This is a genomic window from Enterobacter wuhouensis (genome assembly GCF_035835995.1).
Taxonomy (GTDB): domain Bacteria; phylum Pseudomonadota; class Gammaproteobacteria; order Enterobacterales; family Enterobacteriaceae; genus Enterobacter; species Enterobacter wuhouensis.
On sequence record NZ_CP142124.1, the window covers coordinates 3476187 to 3496180 of the forward strand.

Below are 19994 nucleotides of genomic sequence, written 5' to 3' on the forward strand. Positions count from 1 at the left end.
TTATAGAGAATCCTGCGCGTTGACGAAACCGTTTGCGTCGAAATAAAATTTGCAAAGACGTTTAACAATAGATGTGACCTGTCTCTCTAATTGGTTGCCAACTGCCGCAAGTTTGCGCAAAATGCCGCTCAATCAATGGCAAACCTTATTCTTAACATGGCTACAGCATACTGAGGCAACCGGCGTCGCAGAGAATTAACTAATTGAAAAAATTAAAGATTAATTATCTGCTCATCGGCATTGTGACGTTGCTGCTGGCAGTGGCCCTCTGGCCTTCTATCCCCTGGTTCGGCAAGGCCGAAAACCGTATCGCCGCCATTCAGGAGCGGGGGGAGCTGCGCGTCAGTACTCTTTCCTCTCCGCTGATCTACAGCGACATCAACGGCAAAACCATTGGTCTGGATTATGAGCTGGCCCAACAGTTTGCTGATTACCTGGGCGTGAAGCTGAAAGTCACCGTGCGTCAGAACATTAACCAGCTCTTCGATGACCTGGATAACGATGAGGCGGACATTCTGGCAGCCGGGCTGGTGTACAACACCGAACGCAGCAAGAACTATCAGCCCGGCCCGACCTACTACTCCGTATCGCAGCAGCTGGTGTACCGCGTCGGCAGCCTGCGCCCCCGCACGCTGGCCACCATCAATGAGCAACAGCTGACGATTGCCCCCGGCCACGTTGTGATTGACGACCTGCGCGCCCTTAAAGAGAAAAAGTATCCTGACCTGGGCTGGACGGTCGATCCCAAACTCGGCACCACCGAACTGCTGGATCAGGTAAAGGACAAGAAGCTGCCCTACACCATTGCCGATTCGGTGGCGATCAGCCTGTTCCAGCGCGTACACCCGGAAATCGCCGTGGCGCTGGACGTGACGGACGAACAGCCGGTCACCTGGTTTACCCAGCTGGACAGCGATCAGACCCTCTCTGCGGCCATGCTCGACTTCTATAACACCATCAATGAAGACGGCACGCTGGCACGCCTGGAAGAGAAATACCTCGGACACGGGGATGATTTCGACTACGTCGATACCCGCACCTTCCTGCGCGCCGTGGATAGCGTGCTGCCGGACCTGCAGCCGCTATTCGAGAAGTATGCCCAGGAGATTGACTGGAAGCTGCTGGCGGCCATCTCGTATCAGGAATCTCACTGGGATGCTCAGGCCACCTCCCCTACGGGCGTACGTGGGCTGATGATGTTGACCAAGAATACCGCGCTGAGCCTGGGCGTTAACGACCGTACCGATGCGGAGCAGAGCATCAGCGGCGGCGCGCAGTATTTACAGGATATGATGGCGAAAGTGCCGGAGACGGTTCCGGAAGAAGAGCGGATTTGGTTCGCGCTGGCGGCCTACAACATGGGGTATGCGCATATGCTGGATGCCCGGGCGCTGACGGCAAAAACCAAAGGCAACCCGGACAGCTGGTCTGATGTCAAACAGCGCCTGCCGCTGCTGAGCCAGAAGCCGTGGTACAACAAGCTCACCTACGGCTATGCGCGCGGGCATGAGGCGTACGCCTACGTAGAGAATATTCGTAAATACCAGATTAGCCTGGTGGGCTATCTGCGTGAGAAAGAAAAGGAGGCGGCAGAGGCGCAACAGTTGGCCCAAAGCTATCCGGTGGTTGCTCCGGACGAACTTAATCGCCCGGCTGCTTCAATTCTGCCTTTTGTTGCTTTTTCTGCTGCCGGCGCATTCGAAAGAAGTCACTCAGCAGACCCGAACACTCTGGTGCAAGTACCCCACCGATAGTCTGCACCTGGTGATTCATTCCCGGGTGCCCAAGCACGTCCATTAGCGACCCTGCAGCCCCGGTTTTTTCATCCCGTGCGCCAAACACCAGCGTCCCGATTCGGCTATGCACCATCGCCCCGGAGCACATCACGCAGGGTTCCAGCGTCACGTACAGCGTGGTATCAAGCAGACGGTAGTTTTGCAGCACCAGCCCGCCCTGACGCAGCGCCATGATTTCGGCGTGCGCGGTAGGATCGTGACGGCCAATCGGACGGTTCCACCCTTCTCCAATGACCTGGTCGTTGTGAACCAGTACGGCCCCGACGGGCACTTCCCCCTCTTCCCAGGCGCGTTGAGCCAGCGTGAGCGCATGGCGCATCCAGTATTCATGAGTGTGTTCACGGTTGGACAAGGCTGATACTCCAGTCGAAAGCGGGCGGCATTATACACGCCCGTTTTAGAGAAGACTATTCGAGTTGCTGAAGTTCACCCACAGGCGTGACGCGCCAGCGGTGCTGGCAAAAATAGAGCAGCGGGTTGTCCTGCTTGCTGTCGCTGTAGCCGCTGTACAGGCGCAGCGGTGTGCCGATGCGCTTCTCCAGCTGGACCACTTTTTCATGCCCCAGGCAGCGCAGGGTCAATACCCAGCCGCCGTAGCCGCGCGCGATTTGCGTGGCGATGAGATTCACCCGCGGCAGCCACGGGGTATCAAAGTAGACCTGCTCCACCAGCGTTTGCGGCGAGCCGGTAATTAGCCAGATGTCGGCATCGTTGGCGTCGAGGTAGCCGGTCAGCCGCGCCTGTACCACGGGGAACGCGGCAACATGGCCGCGAAACCACTGCGCAAAATCCTGTTCAAGCTGTTTGAGCCGCGCTTCGCTGTGCCCAAAGGTACATCCCCAGAGCAGAAGGCTCATCGGCCATCGCGCCGCGCGGCCTTTCACCAGCAGCGCGATGCCAATTACGGGTAAGAGCGGTAAGACGAGCAGCGCATTCAGAGGCTGGCGCCGCAGCAGGTAGCGCATAAAGGTGCCGAACATATCCTGCTGATGCAGCGTTCCATCCAGGTCGAAAAAAACAACGCGACGCTCGTGATTGGCCAAACCTTACTCCTCTGGGTCGTTGAATCCTAACAGCCAGGTAAACAGGAACCCGGCGATCACCGCTACTAAATAGCCTAACAGATAGAGCATGACTTTTCCGGTCACGATGGTTAATGCCAGCGGTAAACCGGAAAGCCCAAAGGTGATTACCGTCGCCACTTTCCAGTAGCTGATCAGCGCCCCGCCCACTGCGCCACCCAGGCAGGCGGCGAGGAAGGGTTTACCCAGCGGCAGCGTGACGCCAAAAATCAGCGGTTCGCCAATACCCAGCAGTCCGACCGGCAGCGCCCCTTTGATCACCTTTTTCAGACGCGCGTTGCGGGTTTTCATCAGTACGGCGATCGCCGCCCCCACCTGCCCTACGCCCGCCATCGACAGGATTGGCAGCAGCGCGTTGTAGCCGTGCGCCTGCACCAGCTCGACGTGGATGGGAACCAGCCCCTGATGTAGCCCCGTCAGCACTAACGGCAGGAAGGTGCCGGAAAGCACCGCGCCCACCAGCAGCCCGCCGCGATCGATAGCCAGCGACGCGCCGTGGGCAATGGCTTCCGAGATCCAGCCGCCCAGCGGCTGCAGCGCCACAATGGCTACGCTGCCGGCGATCAGCGTGGTCAGCAGCGGGTTAAGGATTAACTCAATTGAGCCAGGCAATACCGCGCGAAGCCGTTTCTCAATCCAGCACATCAGGATGACCACCAGCAGGACCGCAATCACCCCGCCACGGCCAGGCTGGAGCGCCTCACCAAACAGCGTAATCTGCGCCAGCTGTGGGCTGGACAAAATCCCCGCCATCACGCCGCCCATCGCCAGCGATCCGCCAAACACCTTCGCGGCGTTCACCCCGACCAGGATGTTCATGATGGCGAAAACGGCGCTGCCGAAGATCCCCAGAATCCCCAGCAGGTTCGGATACTGCGTGGCAAAATCGCCCACGATATCCGGGCGCTTGAGGATATTGATGATCCCGGTGATCAGCCCCGAGGCGATAAACGCCGGGATCAGCGGAATAAAGACGTTCGCCAGCTGTCGCAGCGCGTCGCTCATCGGGGCTTTGTACCTGGCTTTTGCCTGAGCTTTGGTGCGTTCGGCATCGTCAAATGACGCCGTCGCGTCACCGCCCACCATCAGCGCGCGCATGGCATCGACAACCTGCGCCGCTTTACCCGGCCCGACAATAAGCTGGTGCTGTTGCCCCTGTTTGACGTATCCGCTTACGCCGGGAAGTTGCTTGAGGCGCGGCAGATCAAGCTCATCGTCGTCATGCACCTCGACGCGCACGCGCGTCATGCAGTTTTCCAGACGCTGAATATTTTTTTCTCCGCCGATCCCCTGCAGGATACCGCTGGCGAGCGCTGCTGTTTTTTCCATACACGCCTCTGTTAGTTTTCTAATGCAGCCCGTAAGAACCCGTTGTGCGCATCGAGTCTGGCTCTCGCCGCCGCTGCGTCCAGCCCGCTCAGGATCATCAGAATGGCGGGTTTAACCTCATGATCGGTTTGTTTCAGGGCGGCTTCTGCCTCTTCACGGCTTGCCCCCGTGGCTTCCACCACCATGCGGCAAGCTCTGTCCACCAGCTTGACGTTGGTGGCCTGCATATCCACCATCAGGTTCTGGTAGACCTTGCCGAACTTCACCATCGCGCCGGTGGAGATCATATTCAGCACCAGCTTTTGTGCGGTCCCTGATTTCAGGCGCGTGGAGCCGGTCAGCGCTTCTGGCCCGACGACCGGGGAAATGGCAATGGCGGCCACTTGCGCAATCGGCGAACCGGGATTACAGGAGATGGCAACGGTCGTGCAGCCGGCCCGGTTGGCATATTCCAGGCCGCCAATGACGTACGGCGTGCGCCCGGAAGCTGCCAGCCCCACCACCAGATCCTGCGCGGTCAGGTTCAAGGCTTTGAGATCATCTTCACCGAGCTGTTTGTTATCTTCTGCCCCTTCAACGGCCTTTAACAGCGCGCCCGGGCCGCCGGCAATGAGCCCGATCACCAGACCGTGCGGGACGCCAAAGGTTGGCGGACATTCGGAGGCATCCAGTACCCCTAAACGTCCGCTGGTGCCTGCGCCCATGTAAATAATGCGTCCACCGGCCTTTAGCGCTGCTGCTGCCGCATCAACCGCCTTCGCCACCTCAGGCAATGTCTCTTTCACTGCCTGCGCGACCAGCGTATCCTGTTGATTAAAACGGTTAACCAGCTCCAGCGTGGAGAGCGCGTCGAGATCCATGGTTTGTGGGTTACGCGTTTCTGAAACAAGTGAGCCTAAATTCATCTTTTTTACCTCTGGAATTTTTAATTCATAATAATCACACTATAATGGAATATAAAATTCATTCAGGCGAGCAAAATCCATATTTGCGCAGACAATCACATTTTCGCCAGGAGAACGTATGAACTGTTTAATCCGCATTCGCCAGCGCTACGCGGGCTTTGCTCAAAGCGACAAAAAGCTGGCGGATTTTTTACTGTCTCAGCCCGATCGCGCGCGCCATCTCAGTTCCCAGCAGCTGGCGAGTGAAGCCGGAGTGAGCCAGTCCAGCGTGGTGAAGTTTGCCCAGAAGATTGGTTTTAAGGGTTTTCCAGCGCTGAAGCTGGCGATCAGCGAAGCGCTGGTGAGCAACCCTAATCCGCAGTCCATGCCGGTGCACAATCAGATCCGCGGCGACGATCCGATGCGGCTGGTAGGCGAAAAGCTGATTAAAGAGAACGTGGCGGCGATGCACGCCACGCTGGACGTGAATACCGAAGAGAAGCTTCTGGAAAGCGTGGCGATGCTGCACGGGGCGCGGCGGATCATTCTGACAGGTATCGGCGCGTCCGGACTGGTAGCGCGTAATTTTGGCTGGAAGCTGACGAAAATTGGCCTTAACGCCATCGTCGAGCAGGATATGCATGCCCTGCTTGCGACCGTGCAGGCGATGGACGCTGACGATCTGCTGCTGGCGATCTCCTATTCCGGTGAACGCCGCGAGATCAACATGGCCACGGATGAAGCCCTGCGCGTCGGCGGTAAAATTCTGGCGATAACCGGTTTTACCCCTAATGCGCTACAGCAGCGGGCAACGCGCTGTCTATATACCATTGCCGAAGAGCAGGCCACGCGCAGCGCGGCAATTTCATCGACCAGCGCGCAGATGATGCTGACCGATCTGCTGTTTATGGCGCTGGTGCAGCAGGATCTGGAGCGTGCGCCGGAACGAATCCGCCACAGCGAAGAGCTGGTAAAAAAATTGGTTTGAGCAGGGAATGCGCATATAATGCCCGCCCTGTTTGTGTTGGTTCTGAGAATTTCCTGATGGCGCTGTTAATTACCAAAAAATGCATCAATTGCGATATGTGCGAACCCGAATGCCCTAACGAGGCGATTTCGATGGGCGACAGCATTTATGAGATTAACAGCGACCGCTGCACGGAATGCATCGGCCACTATGAGACGCCAACCTGTCAGAAGGTGTGCCCGATCCCTAATACCATTCTTAAAGATCCGGCACACGTCGAAAGCGAAGAGCAGCTGTGGGATAAGTTTGTGCTGATGCATCACGCAGACAAACTTTAACTTTCGACGATCACCGTCGCGCTGGCATAGTGACGTTCATCCGCGATCGTCACGTGCATGTGATTCACCCCCAGCTTCTCCGCAAGCTTCAGCGCCTCGCCCCATAAGCGCAGGCGCGGTTTCCCCAGCTCGTCGTTGAACACCTCAAACTGGTTAAATGCCAGACCGTTACGGATCCCCGTACCGAAGGCTTTGGCCGCCGCCTCTTTTACCGCAAAGCGCTTCGCCAGAAAGCGCACCGGCTGCTGATGCGCTTCCCAGATGGCCCACTCGTTATCGCTCAGCACGCGTCTTGCGAGGCGATCGCCGCTACGGGCGATTACCGCTTCAATGCGGGCTATCTCAACGATATCGGTGCCTAAGCCCAGAATCGCCATTACTGACGCGCTTCCTGCATCAGGCGCTTCATCTCGGATACCGCCTCTTTCAGGCCGCTCATTACCGCGCGGCCAATAATGGCGTGGCCGATGTTCAGCTCGTGCATTTCCGGCAGCGCGGCAATGGCCTTCACGTTGTGGTAGGTGAGGCCGTGACCGGCGTTGACCTTCAGGCCCAGGCTTGCCGCGTAGGTGGCCGCTTTGGCGATACGCTCCAGCTCTTTCGCCTGTTCGGCGTCGTTTTCAGCATCGGCATAGCAGCCGGTGTGGATTTCGATATACGGCGCGCCCACGTCGGCCGCCGCTTTGATCTGACCGAAATCGGCGTCGATAAACAGGGAAACCAGGATACCGGCATCCGCCAGACGTTTGCAGGCATCGCGCATTTTGTCGAGCTGCCCGGCCACGTCCAGACCGCCTTCGGTGGTCACTTCCTGACGTTTTTCCGGCACCAGGCAGCAGAAGTGCGGCTTAGTTTCGCAGGCAATGGTCAACATCTCTTCGGTGACCGCCATCTCAAGATTCATACGGGTGTCCAGCGTCTGACGCAGAATGCGCACGTCGCGATCGGTGATGTGGCGGCGGTCTTCACGCAGGTGAACGGTGATGCCGTCGGCGCCAGCCTGCTCGGCAATAAACGCCGCCTGAACCGGATCGGGATACGCCGTGCCGCGCGCGTTACGCAGCGTGGCGATATGATCGATGTTGACGCCTAACAGTAATTCAGCCATGACAATCCTCGGTTTTCTTTTCGATTCTGTGGTCTAACGTTTCGGCACAAACTGCCTGAATAATTCGCGGCTCTTTAAGGGCTTGCCGCCAAGATACGGCTTGAGGGCAATCCGGGTAAAGCGTTTTGCTGCGCGCAGGGTGTCCCGATCGGGAAACTCGCGCTCATACAGCGCCCGGAGCTGGCGACCGGTAAAGGTGCTGTTGTCTATCACGATACTGGCGATAAAGCCTTTTTCTTCGCGGTAGCGGTAGGTCATGGTGTCTTCTACCTCGTCCCCGCTGCCCGCACAGTGCAGAAAATCTACGCCGTACCCGAGATGCCCCAGCAGCGCCAGTTCAAAACGACGCAAGGCGGGTTCAGGCGTGCCGGTTGCGCCAGCCAGCGCCTGGATACAGTGCAGATAATCGAAGAAAAGTTCAGAGAAGCGAGTCTCATGTTCAAGAACCCGTGAGATGAGTTCGTTGACGTACAGGCCGCTGTAGAGCGTGATGCCAGAAAGGGGAAGCGCCAGAGAGACGGCTTCGGCACTGCGCAGGGTTTTAACTTCCCCTCGCCCGCCAAAGCGAACCAGCAGCGGCGTGAAAGGCTGTAGGGCACCTTTCAGGTTAGAACGTTTGGAACGTGCGCCTTTCGCAACAAGGCGCACGCGGCCCGACTCTTCCGTGAAGACGTCCAGCATCAGGCTGGTTTCGCTCCAGGGACGACTATGGAGAACGAAGGCACGCTGCCAACCTTCCATATGCTTGTCGTCTTGCGTTACTGATCTTCGCCGTAACCGAGGCTGCGCAGAGCACGCTCATCATCGGCCCAGCCAGATTTCACTTTCACCCACAGTTCGAGGTGAACCGGCGCTTCGAACATGTCCATCATGTCCTTACGGGCTTCAATACCGATGGTTTTGATCTTGGCCCCTTTGTTGCCAATGACCATCTTCTTCTGCCCTTCACGCTCAACGAGGATCAGGCCATTGATGTCATAGCCACCGCGCTCGTTGCTCTGGAAACGCTCGATCTCCACCGTCACAGAGTACGGCAGTTCAGCACCCAGGAAACGCATCAGCTTTTCACGAATGATTTCAGAGGCCATGAAGCGCTGGGAGCGGTCGGTAACGTACTCTTCCGGGAAGTGATGAATCGCTTCCGGCAGATGCTTACGCACGATGCTCGCGATGGTGTCGACGTTCAGACCGGTTTCTGCAGACAGCGGGACGATATCGAGGAAGTTCATCTGGCTGCCCAGCCACTGCAGATGAGGCAGCAGGTCGGCTTTTTCCTGGACGTTGTCCACTTTGTTGACGGCCAGGATCACCGGCGTTTTGCCATCGCGCAATTTGTTCAACACCATTTCGTCGTCCGGCGTCCAGCGGGTGCCTTCCACAACGAAAATGACCAGCTCTACGTCGCCGATTGAGCTGCTCGCCGCCTTGTTCATCAGGCGGTTGATGGCGCGTTTCTCTTCCATATGCAGGCCCGGGGTATCGACGTAGATCGCCTGATACGCGCCTTCAGTATGAATACCGACGATGCGGTGACGCGTGGTCTGCGCCTTACGCGAGGTGATCGAAATCTTCTGCCCGAGCAGATTATTCAGCAGGGTGGATTTGCCGACGTTCGGACGTCCGACGATGGCAATAAATCCGCAATAGGTTTTTTCTTCGCTCATTCCAGCTCCAGCATTTTCAACGCCTGTTCGGCGGCAGCCTGTTCCGCCTTGCGACGGCTAGAACCTGTGCCAACCACCGGTTCACTCAGGCCACTGACCTGGCAATGGATGGTAAATTCCTGATCGTGCGCTTCACCACGCACCTGTACCACCAGATAAGATGGCAGCGGCAGATGGCGACCCTGCAGATATTCCTGCAGACGCGTTTTCGGATCTTTTTGTTTATCGCCCGGACTGATTTCGTCCAGACGGCTCTGATACCAGTTCAGGATCAGCTTTTCTACGGTCTGGATATCGCTGTCCAGGAACACGCCGCCGATTAACGCTTCGACCGTATCGGCAAGAATAGATTCACGACGGAAGCCGCCGCTTTTCAGTTCACCAGGCCCAAGGCGCAGGCATTCGCCGAGTTCAAATTCGCGTGCGATTTCCGCAAGGGTATTACCCCTTACCAGCGTGGCGCGCATGCGGCTCATATCACCCTCGTCCACTCGCGGGAAACGATGATAAAGCGCATTAGCAATCACGAAACTTAAAATAGAGTCACCCAAAAACTCGAGGCGCTCATTATGTTTGCTGCTGGCGCTGCGGTGGGTTAATGCCTGTTGCAATAATTCCTGATGTTGAAAAGTGTAGCCCAGCTTCCGTTGAAGCCGATTAATTACGATGGGGTTCATGCGATACCAATAGATAAATGCGTCAAAAATGCAGCACACGAAACCGACCTGAGAAAACCAACGCGGTTTCGTGTGCCGTGGCACCCTTGCAGGGCCAACCTTAAACTTCGGGGGAATATTCTATACACAACGACAGGGGATGTCGTTAGTTCAACGAGATTTATCGCCGAAATAATTCACGTAGCCACAAATATTTGCGGCTACGTGTTCAATTATTGAGAATTAATGGATTCCGCCTATACGACTCAGGCGAACACCGGTCGGCCATTCGCCTTCCTGCTTCTCAAAACTCATCCAGATTGCGGTCGCTTTACCCACCAGATTCGCTTCCGGCACAAAGCCCCAGTAACGGCTGTCCGCGGAGTTATCGCGGTTATCACCCATCATGAAGTAGTGTCCCGGCGGTACAATCCAGCTGGCCAGCTGTTGACCCGGCTGTTTGTAATACATACCCAGCTGATCCTGCGCAATTGGCACGGTCAGAATACGGTGCGTAACATCACCCAGCGTCTCTTTGCGTTCAGTCAAACGAATACCGTTGTCTTTGGTTTCGTCTTTCGGTACCTGGAAGAAACCGCTGGTCGCTTCACCGCCGTTACGACGGGCAAAGGTCTGCACAAAATCACTTGGCTCAACGTTTGAGTAGGTGATTGGCAGCGCATTTTCGCATGCCGTACCGGAACTGCAGCCTGGCTGTACGGTCACTTCTTTGGCAACCGGATCGTAGGTGACTTTATCACCCGGCAGGCCAACCGCACGCTTGATGTAGTCAAGGCGCGGATCTTCCGGATATTTAAACACCACGATGTCGCCACGTTTCGGATGACCCGTTTCGATCAGCGTTTTCTGATAGATCGGATCTTTAATGCCGTAGGCAAACTTCTCCACCAGAATAAAATCGCCAATCAGCAGCGTTGGCATCATTGAGCCTGACGGGATCTGGAAAGGTTCGTAAATAAACGAACGCACCACCAGAACGATCGCCAGCACCGGGAACACCGATGCCCCTGTCTCCAGCCAGCCCGGTTTCGGGCCGACTTTCTTCAGGGTTTTCGCATCCAGCCCATCGCCAGTTGCTGCCTGTGCGGCAGCCTGACGCTCACGGCGTTTTGGCGCGAAGATAAACTTATCCAGACACCACAGCAGACCCGTCACCAGGGTAGCGATGACCAGGATCAGGGCAAACATGTTCGCCATGCCAACTCCTTAAAGGTTATTTGCCGTCTTTGCCAACGTGCAGAATGGCAAGGAATGCTTCCTGCGGCAGCTCAACGTTACCGACCTGCTTCATACGCTTCTTACCGTCTTTCTGCTTCTGCAGCAGCTTTTTCTTACGGCTGACGTCACCGCCATAGCATTTAGCCAGAACGTTTTTACGCAGCTGCTTCACGGTTGAACGCGCAATAATGTGGTTACCGATCGCCGCCTGAATAGCGATGTCAAACTGCTGACGTGGGATCAGCTCTTTCATCTTCTCAACCAGCTCGCGACCGCGGTACGGCGCGTTGTCGTTGTGGGTGATCAGCGCCAGCGCATCAACTCGCTCGCTGTTGATCAGCACGTCAACACGCACCATGTTGGACGCCTGGAAGCGTTTAAAGTTGTAATCCAGTGACGCATAGCCACGTGAGGTCGACTTCAGGCGGTCGAAGAAGTCGAGCACCACTTCCGCCATCGGGATTTCATAGGTCAGCGCCACCTGATTACCGTGGTAAACCATGTTGGTCTGCACGCCACGCTTCTCAATACACAGGGTGATGACGTTACCGAGGAACTCCTGCGGCAGCAGCATGTGACACTCTGCGATAGGCTCGCGCAGTTCGTGAATGTTGTTCAGCGGCGGCAGCTTGGACGGGCTATCGACGTAGATAACCTCTTTCGAGGTGGTTTCCACTTCGTAGACAACGGTCGGCGCCGTGGTGATCAGATCCAGATCGTATTCACGTTCCAGACGCTCCTGAATGATCTCCATGTGCAGCAGGCCGAGGAAGCCGCAGCGGAAGCCGAAGCCCAGCGCCGTTGAACTTTCTGGCTCGTAGAACAGAGAGGCATCGTTCAGGCTCAGCTTGCCGAGGGCATCACGGAAGTTTTCGTAGTCGTCGGAGCTGACCGGGAACAGGCCAGCATAGACCTGCGGCTTCACTTTTTTGAAGCCTGGCAGCGCTTTATCCGCCGGATTACGCGCCAGCGTCAGCGTATCGCCCACCGGCGCGCCGAGGATGTCTTTAATGGCGCAAACCAGCCAGCCTACCTCACCGCATTTCAGCTCGGTACGATCAACCTGCTTAGGCGTGAAGATACCCAGGCGATCGGCGTTGTAAACCTGACCGGTGCTCATCACCTTAATTTTGTCGCCTTTGCGCATGGTGCCGTTTTTGATACGCACCAGCGAGACAACGCCGAGGTAGTTATCAAACCACGAGTCGATGATCAGCGCCTGCAGCGGGGCATCCGGATCGCCTTCCGGTGGCGGAATGTCACGCACCAGACGTTCCAGCACATCAGGAACGCCTACGCCGGTTTTCGCCGAGCAGCGCACCGCATCGGTCGCGTCAATGCCGACGATATCTTCAATCTCTTCCGCTACGCGCTCTGGGTCGGCGGCAGGCAGGTCGATTTTGTTCAGGACCGGGACAACTTCGAGGTCCATTTCCATCGCGGTGTAGCAGTTTGCCAGGGTCTGCGCTTCTACGCCCTGCCCGGCATCCACCACCAGCAGCGCACCTTCACAGGCCGCCAGCGAGCGTGAGACTTCATACGAGAAGTCAACGTGGCCTGGGGTGTCGATAAAGTTCAGTTGGTAGGTTTCACCGTCGGTGGCTTTGTAGTCGAGCGTTACGCTCTGCGCTTTGATGGTGATACCGCGTTCGCGTTCCAGGTCCATGGAGTCCAGAACCTGGGCTGCCATTTCACGATCAGACAGGCCACCGCAAATCTGGATAATACGGTCAGACAGCGTCGACTTACCGTGGTCAATGTGAGCAATGATCGAAAAGTTACGTATGTTCTTCATATAGTTAAATAATTATGCCTTACGAATTCCTGGAGGCCGCTGTTCTTAGCCTGACGTTTTTCAGTGCGAAAACGCAGCATTCTACACTACATCCCCGTAACCTGGAAATGCACTTAGAGCCAAGCATAGCGCGAAGAAACGGCGTTTTCTTTTTTGAGACGTAAATAATGATAAAGCCCGGTGGATCACCGGGCCTCAGAAGAGAGTGTTTCAACGCGAAGCTGGTCAGGTGCCAGCGCGACGCTAAGAATAACGGGCTGCCATTCCTCACGAGCAGCAAGCTTGGGCGATAAGCCCTTCGCAAGCCAAAATCCGCCCACTCCCCCCAGTACGGCCCCGCACATCGCAGCCGCATCGGTAGCAAAAAGCATCTGGAAAATGCCACCCATCACAAACAGGCCCACCAGCGGGGAGAGATAAACCAGCACGGCGGAGGTCAGCAGGCTGCCTTCGGCAATGCCCAGTTCGACCTTCTGCCCTGCCACCAGCGGCTGTTCGCTCGGCACGGCGATCGTATGCGAGGTTTGCGGCCCGAGTTTATTCAGTACGCGACTGCCGCAACCGGCTCTGGACGCACAGCTATTGCAAGATGCTTTAACATCGCAGCTCACCAGCGCTATGCCATCCTGCCAGGAGACAACCGTGGCCCACTCTTTGATCATTGCGCCGCCCTGAATTTAATACTGTCGGAAATACGCTTAGCCGTCTGCGGCGGCAATTCCCCAACGATGGTGATCTCAGCGTTGTCGCGAACCGTCGTACTCACCGTCCGACGCCCGGTACGAAGCATTTGTTCAGAACTGTTTGCCGAGGCGCGATTGATGTTCACCGAGAAGCTGAACAAGCCATCGGAATAAAGACGGGATTCAACCGGCGTTTCAATCGTTGGCAACTGACGGCGGCTGCTGGAGACTTCGCTAAACCCTTGCGGGATCCAGGAGGGTACCCAGTTGAAATTCACGGAATCACCGGCCGGTACCGAAAGCAGCGGCGGCAGGCTGGCTTTGGCCAGGTTCTGCATGCTGTTGCCAACCTGATTGTTGACGGAGAATGAGATTACGCGGAACTGCTCCAGCGTTTCGCCGTCACGATCCAGTAAATCAACGCGCATCGGCAGCTTGGTTTCTGCGTCGATCCAGACGATATAGCTATAGCGCGTTCCGTCACGGGCAACCACACGGATCACTTCGCACAATCTGTCCGCAATACGCGTACGGCCTACCGAGATAAAATCGTAGTAAGGGCCGAGGCGTTTGAAGTCGGTGTAGATAAGAGATGGCAACGAATCGACGATATAGTCGCCATTCAGCGTGAAAGGCTCAAGGCCTGGCTCGAAATAGCTGATTTCGTTACCGCGCTGGACAACTTCCCGGCGCGGGCCATCCATCTGTAAAAGCTGGGCGAGAGGCTGGTTATCAAGACGCGCATGGCGATAGCGTAACGACTCTACGCCCTGCTTGTTAATGCTGATAAATGCCAACTCGTAATTGAGTGACTGGCTGGCCAGATTCATTTGCTGCAACAACGCCCCGGATGAAACATCAGCCGAGGCGTTGGCAGAGAAGAACAGGCTACCCGCCATCAGAGACATGGCGAACCAAAGTTGCTTCATTACTGCGATTGCGTTCCTAAAGTTTGGTTTCCTGGCACCTGCACAGCAGCCTGCTGGGTTTGTGCCTGCTCAAACTGAAGCTGTTCAGAGTGCAGACGACGCTGCAACTCATAATCCTGCAACATCGCATTAATGCGACGGCGCTGCTCCTGAACCTGCTGCTGCTGGCCGCCACTTGCGGAAGCATCAGCCGGTACGCCCAGGCTAACCGGGCTGGCTTTGCCCATCATCGGCAGCGTATTGAACACTGGCGCTTCTGGCTGCTGATTAGTTTCAGACTGAGTATTATAGTGCTGGACGCCAACGATAACTGCAAGCGATACGCATGCAGCCACGCCCATTTGGGTAAGCTGGCTGGCCCACGGACGCACCTTATGCCAGAACGGCATTTTCTGCCACTGGTGAGGCGCGGGTTGAGCTTCAGGAATCAGCGGAGTGGTCTGATGAACGGGTTCGTTCTCAATTGCCGCCATCACACGGGCTGAGATATCGAAATGGAGAACCTCGCCAGTGTCACCGCGTAGGGTGTCACGGATGAGATGGTAGCTCTCCCAGGTCTCTTGCATTTCAGGAGAATGAGACAGCTCATTGAGGAGCTCACTATCCAGCGTTTCACCATCCATTAAAGCGGAAAGTTTTTCTTTCTGCATGCCTAATACCTTTTCCAGTATCCCGCTATCGTCAACGCCTGATAAGCGGTTGAACTTTATTATCAATAGCTTCTCGCGCACGGAAGATTCGTGAACGCACCGTGCCGACCGGACAATCCATAATAGCCGCTATCTCTTCATAGCTTAGGCCATCCAGCTCCCGTAACGTAATTGCCATGCGTAAATCTTCCGGGAGCGACTCGATCGTGCGAAAAACAATCTGTCTCAGTTCTTCTGACAACATTAAGTTCTCAGGGTTCGAAATTTCTTTCAACGCGCCGCCGCTTTCGAAGTTTTCGGCGTCGATTGCGTCCACATCACTTGAAGGCGGACGACGGCCCTGAGCGACCAGATAATTCTTTGCTGTATTCACCGCAATACGGTACAGCCACGTATAAAAAGCGCTATCTCCCCGGAACGAATCCAGCGCACGATAGGCCTTAATAAAAGACTCTTGTACCACATCAGGCACATCGCCTGACGGGACATAGCGGGAAACCAGGCTCGCCACCTTATGCTGGTAGCGTACCACCAGTAGGTTAAAGGCTTTCTGATCTCCCTTCTGGACCCGTTCAACCAGGACCTGGTCCGTTAACTGCTCGCTCATCCGAGGTAATGTCTCCCCAAACCTAAATTCCACGCGTTATCGAAACGCCACTCTTAAAAACCGCACTTTGAGCAAGCACCGGGTTAGAGTGTCTGTTCTTCAATAAGTTCCGTCACGCCTTTGTTTTTGTTCATCGCGCCGCAGACCGTTCATTTTCTCTCATTATATGTCTGTTCACGATACGTACCCACTTTCTGGCAAGAAACATCTATTTTCCCGTGAGAAGAGTAACGCAACACGGGCTTTATTTCACCACATAATCTGAAGCTAACGATCTGCTTCGCAAAATATTTTCGTTCTTTTACGTCATTTTAATCCTCTGCAATAAGTTTAGTCACTGCAACGCTGAGCAAAAAAATGCGTGCGATACCTCGCATTACGGTGCTATTCTGGCCAAACACTGTTTAGTAAATTAAACAAACATCATGAATACACTACCTGACCTTCATTGTGATGTACTGATTATCGGCAGCGGTGCTGCTGGCCTCTCACTGGCATTACGCCTGGCCGAGCATCAGAAAGTGATTGTTCTGAGTAAAGGCCCCATGAGCGAAGGCTCTACGCTTTATGCGCAGGGGGGCATTGCCGCCGTGTTTGATGAAACGGACAGCATTGCGTCGCATGTCGAAGATACATTGATTGCAGGGGCGGGGATCGTTGACGAACATGCCGCAGAGTTTGTTGCCAGCAATGCCCGGCACTGCGTTCAGTGGCTTATCGACCAGGGCGTATTGTTCGACACCCACGTTCAGCCCAACGGTGAAGCGAGCTATCATCTGACCCGGGAGGGCGGACACAGCCACCGCCGCATACTCCACGCCGCGGATGCTACCGGTAAAGAGGTCGAAACCACGCTGGTTAGCAAGGCGCTAAGCCATCCTAATATTCAGGTTCTGGAGCGCAGCAATGCCGTTGACCTGATTATCTCTGACAAGATCGGCCTGCCCGGTACACGTCGCGTGGTGGGGGCCTGGGTCTGGAATCGTAATAAAGAAAAAGTGGAAACCTGCCGGGCAAAAGCGGTCGTGCTGGCCACGGGCGGCGCGTCAAAGGTGTATCAATATACCACTAACCCGGACATTGCCTCCGGCGACGGTATCGCGATGGCCTGGCGTGCCGGATGCCGCGTGGCAAACCTCGAGTTTAACCAGTTCCACCCCACCGCCCTCTTTCACCCTCAGGCGCGAAACTTCCTGCTGACGGAAGCGCTGCGCGGAGAAGGGGCCTACCTGAAGCGCCCGGACGGTTCCCGATTTATGCCGGACTTTGACGAAAGAGCAGAGCTTGCGCCGCGCGATATCGTTGCCCGCGCCATCGACCACGAGATGAAACGCCTCGGCGTGGACTGCATGTATCTGGATATCAGCCATAAACCTGCTGAATTCATTCGCCAGCACTTCCCGATGATTTATGAAAAACTGCTGGGCCTGGGGATTGATCTTACCCGCGATCCGGTCCCGATTGTGCCTGCAGCTCACTACACCTGCGGCGGCGTGATGGTTGACGACAATGGCCGCACCGACGTGGATGGGCTGTATGCCATCGGTGAGGTGAGTTATACCGGGTTACATGGCGCCAACCGCATGGCGTCGAATTCCCTGCTGGAGTGCCTGGTGTACGGCTGGTCTGCGGCGGAAGACATTACCAAACGAATGCCTTACGCCCGCCAGACCGAGCGCTTGCCCGCCTGGGATGAAAGCCGCGTGGAAAACCCGGATGAGCTGGTGGTGATTCAGCATAACTGGCACGAGCTGCGGCTGTTTATGTGGGACTATGTAGGAATAGTCCGCACCACGAAACGCCTGGAGCGCGCTTTACGCCGTATCACGATGCTGCAACAGGAGATTGATGAGTATTACGCCAACTTCCGCGTCTCCAACAATCTGCTTGAGCTGCGCAACCTGGTGCAGGTTGCAGAGCTCATTGTCCGCTGCGCGATGATGCGTAAAGAGAGCCGTGGCCTGCACTACACTCTGGATTATCCCGACCTGCTGCCTGAATCCGGCCCGTCGGTCTTATCCCCGCAGGCTCACATAAACAGATAAAACGCCTGGGTCAGAGCAGCGTAATCTTCAGAGTAGCGCTGGTCTGGCCCACGAATCACCATTCTGTCGTTAAAGCACTCGCCCTCTTTGGGCGAAAGCGCCAGCAGCACGCGGTGAGGCAATCGCCCTTCCGTATCTGAGATATCGGTGCGTAAACGCAGATTCCAGCCCATCTCCCGCGCAATCTCAATAAAGATATTTCCGGTGCTTTCCGGCAATACGACACAGAAAAAGCCCTCTTCGGAAATCAACTCCGCCGCGCTGGTGAGCAGCGATTTATGATCGAGCGAACCGGTATAGCGCGCCTGTTCGCGCTCCGGCGTTGCGCATTCGACGCCCGGCGCGTAGTACGGCGGGTTGCTGACGATCAGATCGTAACGTGCGGTTTGATCGGGTGCCCAGGCTAGCACATCGGCACATTCTACTTTTAGCCGGGCTGCCCATGGGGATTCAGCCGCGTTTTCGGCTGCCTGCTCTGCCGCCTGTGCATCCAGCTCAACCGCGTCAATCGTGACATGCTCTTCCGTGCGCTGTGCCAGCATTAATGCCAACAGCCCGCTGCCGGTGCCAATGTCCAGAATGCGCTTAACGCCGGCGACAGGAGCCCAGGCGCCCAGTAAAATACCGTCGGTACCGACTTTCATCGCACAGCGATCGTGAGCCACAAAAAATTGTTTAAACGTAAAACCATCGCGGCGCAGCTGCGCTTTGAGTTGAGACATGACAGGGCAACCTTCAAAGTGAAACTGGGGTAGCATAGGGGAAAGCGATGTGGTCGAAAAGCGATATCCATACAAACAGATGAAGATTACAGCCGTAACGTCTATAATCAGCGCCCCACACAGAGGTAGAACATGACTGTAACGACTTTTTCCGAACTTGAACTCGATGAAAGCCTGCTCAATGCACTTGAGAGCAAAGGCTTTACACGCCCGACCGCCATTCAGGCCGCGGCCATTCCGCCTGCGCTTGAGGGCCGCGATGTGCTCGGTTCTGCGCCAACCGGCACGGGGAAAACAGCAGCCTACTTGCTGCCTGTCTTGCAGCATCTGCTCGATTTCCCACGTAAAAAATCAGGTCCGCCGCGCATTTTGATCCTGACGCCTACGCGTGAACTGGCAATGCAGGTTGCTGAACACGCGCGTGAACTTGCGGCGAACACCCATCTGGATATCGCCACCATCACCGGCGGCGTTGCGTATATGAACCACGCCGAAGTGTTCAGCGAAAACCAGGACATCGTTGTTGCGACCACCGGCCGCCTGCTGCAGTACATTAAAGAAGAGAACTTCGACTGCCGCGCGGTTGAAACGCTGATTCTGGACGAAGCAGACCGCATGCTGGACATGGGCTTCGCGCAGGATATCGAGCATATCGCGGGTGAAACACGCTGGCGTAACCAGACGATGCTGTTCTCTGCCACCCTCGAAGGGGAAGCGATCAAAGACTTCGCAGAGCGTCTGCTGGAAGATCCGGTAGAAGTGTCGGCTACGCCTTCCACCCGTGAGCGTAAAAAAATCCACCAGTGGTATTACCGTGCGGACAACCTTGAGCACAAGGTCGAGCTGCTGAAACATCTGCTGAAGCAGGAAGATGCTCTGCGCACCATCGTGTTTGTGCGTAAGCGCGAGCGCGTGCATGAGCTGGCTGAAATGCTGCGCAATGCGGGCATCAACAACTGCTACCTTGAAGGTGAGATGGCGCAGGTGAAGCGTACCGAAGGCATTAAGCGTCTGACCGATGGTCGCGTTAACGTGCTGGTCGCCACCGACGTCGCGGCGCGCGGGATCGATATTCCTGACGTGAGCCATGTGATTAACTTCGATATGCCGCGCAGCGGAGATACCTATCTTCACCGTATTGGCCGTACCGGTCGTGCGGGTCGCAAAGGCATCGCCATTTCGCTGGTCGAAGCACATGATTACCTGCTGCTGCAAAAAATTGGCCGCTACGTTGATGAGCCGCTGAAAGCGCGGGTTATTGATGAGCTTCGTCCGACCACGCGTGCGCCGAGCGAAAAAATGACGGGCAAACCGTCCAAAAAAGCGCTGGCAAAACGCGCTGAGAGAAAAGAAAAAGAGAAAGAGAAGCCGCGCGTGAAGCAGCGCCACCGCGATACCAAAAACATTGGTAAACGCCGCAAGCCAAGCTCCGCTGCGCCAGAGTCGAAAACCGAAGAGTAAAAAAAAGCCGGGGAATTCCCCGGCTTTTTTATGCCACCC

At 56.0% G+C, this 19994-nt stretch carries 21 protein-coding genes; 5 read left to right on the forward strand and 16 right to left on the reverse strand.

What is annotated here, in order from left to right:
* Positions 1-203 precede the first annotated feature (203 nt).
* Complete coding sequence (gene mltF / locus VPX56_RS16530; RefSeq protein WP_131635865.1) at positions 204-1754, forward strand: membrane-bound lytic murein transglycosylase MltF; 1551 nt, start codon at positions 204-206, stop codon at positions 1752-1754.
* Here the strand turns inward: mltF and tadA are convergent.
* The 4 genes from tadA to murQ are packed head-to-tail and all read right to left on the reverse strand — an operon-like array spanning position 1642 to position 5112.
* Positions 1642-2148 carry a tRNA adenosine(34) deaminase TadA gene (tadA, locus tag VPX56_RS16535; protein ID WP_326467726.1) on the reverse strand — a complete coding sequence of 169 codons (507 nt, stop codon included), beginning with the start codon at positions 2146-2148 and terminating at the stop codon, positions 1642-1644. The genes mltF and tadA overlap by 113 nt on opposite strands.
* A 55-nt stretch (positions 2149-2203) precedes the next feature.
* Positions 2204-2839 (reverse strand): phosphatidylglycerophosphatase C, encoded by a 636-nt coding sequence (gene yfhb / locus VPX56_RS16540; protein ID WP_131635867.1) that lies wholly within the window; start codon positions 2837-2839, stop codon positions 2204-2206.
* A gap of 3 nt (positions 2840-2842) precedes the next feature.
* The gene (locus tag VPX56_RS16545) at positions 2843-4207 is read right to left on the reverse strand and encodes a PTS transporter subunit EIIC (protein ID WP_131635868.1); all 1365 of its coding nucleotides are present in this window, start codon (positions 4205-4207) and stop codon (positions 2843-2845) included.
* An 11-nt stretch (positions 4208-4218) separates the two neighbouring features.
* The gene (gene murQ, locus VPX56_RS16550) at positions 4219-5112 is read right to left on the reverse strand and encodes an N-acetylmuramic acid 6-phosphate etherase (protein ID WP_131635869.1); all 894 of its coding nucleotides are present in this window, start codon (positions 5110-5112) and stop codon (positions 4219-4221) included.
* Positions 5113-5230: 118 nt separating this feature from the next.
* Between murQ and VPX56_RS16555 the strand changes: the two genes are divergently transcribed.
* Together VPX56_RS16555 and VPX56_RS16560 are read left to right on the forward strand one after the other, a co-directional pair.
* Positions 5231-6079, forward strand: a complete 849-nt coding sequence (locus tag VPX56_RS16555; protein ID WP_326467731.1) for a MurR/RpiR family transcriptional regulator — start codon at positions 5231-5233, stop codon at positions 6077-6079.
* Positions 6080-6135: 56 nt separating this feature from the next.
* The gene (locus tag VPX56_RS16560; RefSeq protein ID WP_014071370.1) at positions 6136-6396 is read left to right on the forward strand and encodes a YfhL family 4Fe-4S dicluster ferredoxin; all 261 of its coding nucleotides are present in this window, start codon (positions 6136-6138) and stop codon (positions 6394-6396) included.
* Here the strand turns inward: VPX56_RS16560 and acpS are convergent.
* From acpS to rpoE, 11 genes are all read right to left on the reverse strand, one after another.
* Complete coding sequence (acpS, locus tag VPX56_RS16565) at positions 6393-6773, reverse strand: holo-ACP synthase (protein ID WP_131635871.1); 381 nt, start codon at positions 6771-6773, stop codon at positions 6393-6395. The genes VPX56_RS16560 and acpS overlap by 4 nt on opposite strands.
* A complete protein-coding gene (gene pdxJ / locus VPX56_RS16570; protein ID WP_263611636.1) occupies positions 6773-7504 on the reverse strand; it encodes a pyridoxine 5'-phosphate synthase in 732 nt (243 codons plus the stop codon). The genes acpS and pdxJ overlap by 1 nt, the downstream gene beginning before the upstream one ends.
* Before the next feature lie 33 nt (positions 7505-7537).
* Positions 7538-8245: a DNA repair protein RecO gene (gene recO / locus VPX56_RS16575; protein ID WP_326467736.1), complete on the reverse strand. Its 708-nt coding sequence runs from the start codon at positions 8243-8245 to the stop codon at positions 7538-7540.
* A gap of 17 nt (positions 8246-8262) precedes the next feature.
* Positions 8263-9168 (reverse strand): GTPase Era, encoded by a 906-nt coding sequence (gene era, locus VPX56_RS16580; protein ID WP_263611637.1) that lies wholly within the window; start codon positions 9166-9168, stop codon positions 8263-8265.
* Entirely contained in the window at positions 9165-9845 is a 681-nt protein-coding gene (gene rnc, locus VPX56_RS16585; RefSeq protein WP_119937503.1) for a ribonuclease III, read from the reverse strand. The genes era and rnc overlap by 4 nt, the downstream gene beginning before the upstream one ends.
* A 222-nt stretch (positions 9846-10067) precedes the next feature.
* Positions 10068-11042 carry a signal peptidase I gene (gene lepB, locus VPX56_RS16590; RefSeq protein ID WP_263611638.1) on the reverse strand — a complete coding sequence of 325 codons (975 nt, stop codon included), beginning with the start codon at positions 11040-11042 and terminating at the stop codon, positions 10068-10070.
* Between the two features lie 16 nt (positions 11043-11058).
* A complete protein-coding gene (gene lepA, locus VPX56_RS16595; protein WP_131635880.1) occupies positions 11059-12858 on the reverse strand; it encodes a translation elongation factor 4 in 1800 nt (599 codons plus the stop codon).
* Positions 12859-13043: 185 nt separating this feature from the next.
* On the reverse strand, positions 13044-13520 hold the full coding sequence (gene rseC, locus VPX56_RS16600; RefSeq protein ID WP_326467740.1) for a SoxR-reducing system protein RseC: 477 nt from the start codon (positions 13518-13520) through the stop codon (positions 13044-13046).
* Complete coding sequence (rseB, locus tag VPX56_RS16605; protein ID WP_131635882.1) at positions 13517-14470, reverse strand: sigma-E factor regulatory protein RseB; 954 nt, start codon at positions 14468-14470, stop codon at positions 13517-13519. Before rseB ends, rseC begins: the two co-directional genes overlap by 4 nt.
* Positions 14470-15120: an anti-sigma-E factor RseA gene (gene rseA / locus VPX56_RS16610; protein WP_061097363.1), complete on the reverse strand. Its 651-nt coding sequence runs from the start codon at positions 15118-15120 to the stop codon at positions 14470-14472. The genes rseB and rseA overlap by 1 nt, the downstream gene beginning before the upstream one ends.
* A 31-nt stretch (positions 15121-15151) precedes the next feature.
* The gene (gene rpoE, locus VPX56_RS16615; protein ID WP_006176728.1) at positions 15152-15727 is read right to left on the reverse strand and encodes an RNA polymerase sigma factor RpoE; all 576 of its coding nucleotides are present in this window, start codon (positions 15725-15727) and stop codon (positions 15152-15154) included.
* 425 nt (positions 15728-16152) lie between these two features.
* On the opposite strand from rpoE, the gene nadB reads away from it, so the two are divergent.
* Positions 16153-17772: an L-aspartate oxidase gene (gene nadB / locus VPX56_RS16620; protein ID WP_326467746.1), complete on the forward strand. Its 1620-nt coding sequence runs from the start codon at positions 16153-16155 to the stop codon at positions 17770-17772.
* Here nadB and trmN read toward each other — a convergent pair.
* Positions 17757-18494 (reverse strand): tRNA(1)(Val) (adenine(37)-N(6))-methyltransferase TrmN, encoded by a 738-nt coding sequence (trmN, locus tag VPX56_RS16625; protein ID WP_326467748.1) that lies wholly within the window; start codon positions 18492-18494, stop codon positions 17757-17759. The two genes, nadB and trmN, sit on opposite strands and share 16 nt — an antisense overlap.
* A 132-nt stretch (positions 18495-18626) precedes the next feature.
* Between trmN and srmB the strand changes: the two genes are divergently transcribed.
* A complete protein-coding gene (gene srmB, locus VPX56_RS16630) occupies positions 18627-19955 on the forward strand; it encodes an ATP-dependent RNA helicase SrmB (RefSeq protein WP_131635885.1) in 1329 nt (442 codons plus the stop codon).
* Positions 19956-19994: the final 39 nt, after the last annotated feature.

Excerpts from the sequence above, each read along its gene's own strand:
- acpS (WP_131635871.1), bottom strand. The coding sequence starts at position 6,773 with ATGGCGATTCTGGGCTTAGGCACCGATATCGTTGAGATAGCCCGCATT.
- murQ (WP_131635869.1), bottom strand. The coding sequence starts at position 5,112 with ATGAATTTAGGCTCACTTGTTTCAGAAACGCGTAACCCACAAACCATG.
- rpoE (WP_006176728.1), bottom strand. The coding sequence starts at position 15,727 with ATGAGCGAGCAGTTAACGGACCAGGTCCTGGTTGAACGGGTCCAGAAG.
- nadB (WP_326467746.1), top strand. The coding sequence starts at position 16,153 with ATGAATACACTACCTGACCTTCATTGTGATGTACTGATTATCGGCAGC.
- srmB (WP_131635885.1), top strand. The coding sequence starts at position 18,627 with ATGACTGTAACGACTTTTTCCGAACTTGAACTCGATGAAAGCCTGCTC.
- VPX56_RS16555 (WP_326467731.1), top strand. The coding sequence starts at position 5,231 with ATGAACTGTTTAATCCGCATTCGCCAGCGCTACGCGGGCTTTGCTCAA.
- lepB (WP_263611638.1), bottom strand. The coding sequence starts at position 11,042 with ATGGCGAACATGTTTGCCCTGATCCTGGTCATCGCTACCCTGGTGACG.
- rnc (WP_119937503.1), bottom strand. The coding sequence starts at position 9,845 with ATGAACCCCATCGTAATTAATCGGCTTCAACGGAAGCTGGGCTACACT.
- rseB (WP_131635882.1), bottom strand. The coding sequence starts at position 14,470 with ATGAAGCAACTTTGGTTCGCCATGTCTCTGATGGCGGGTAGCCTGTTC.
- recO (WP_326467736.1), bottom strand. The coding sequence starts at position 8,245 with ATGGAAGGTTGGCAGCGTGCCTTCGTTCTCCATAGTCGTCCCTGGAGC.
- era (WP_263611637.1), bottom strand. The coding sequence starts at position 9,168 with ATGAGCGAAGAAAAAACCTATTGCGGATTTATTGCCATCGTCGGACGT.
- lepA (WP_131635880.1), bottom strand. The coding sequence starts at position 12,858 with ATGAAGAACATACGTAACTTTTCGATCATTGCTCACATTGACCACGGT.
- VPX56_RS16545 (WP_131635868.1), bottom strand. The coding sequence starts at position 4,207 with ATGGAAAAAACAGCAGCGCTCGCCAGCGGTATCCTGCAGGGGATCGGC.
- rseA (WP_061097363.1), bottom strand. The coding sequence starts at position 15,120 with ATGCAGAAAGAAAAACTTTCCGCTTTAATGGATGGTGAAACGCTGGAT.
- pdxJ (WP_263611636.1), bottom strand. The coding sequence starts at position 7,504 with ATGGCTGAATTACTGTTAGGCGTCAACATCGATCATATCGCCACGCTG.
- rseC (WP_326467740.1), bottom strand. The coding sequence starts at position 13,520 with ATGATCAAAGAGTGGGCCACGGTTGTCTCCTGGCAGGATGGCATAGCG.
- trmN (WP_326467748.1), bottom strand. The coding sequence starts at position 18,494 with ATGTCTCAACTCAAAGCGCAGCTGCGCCGCGATGGTTTTACGTTTAAA.
- VPX56_RS16560 (WP_014071370.1), top strand. The coding sequence starts at position 6,136 with ATGGCGCTGTTAATTACCAAAAAATGCATCAATTGCGATATGTGCGAA.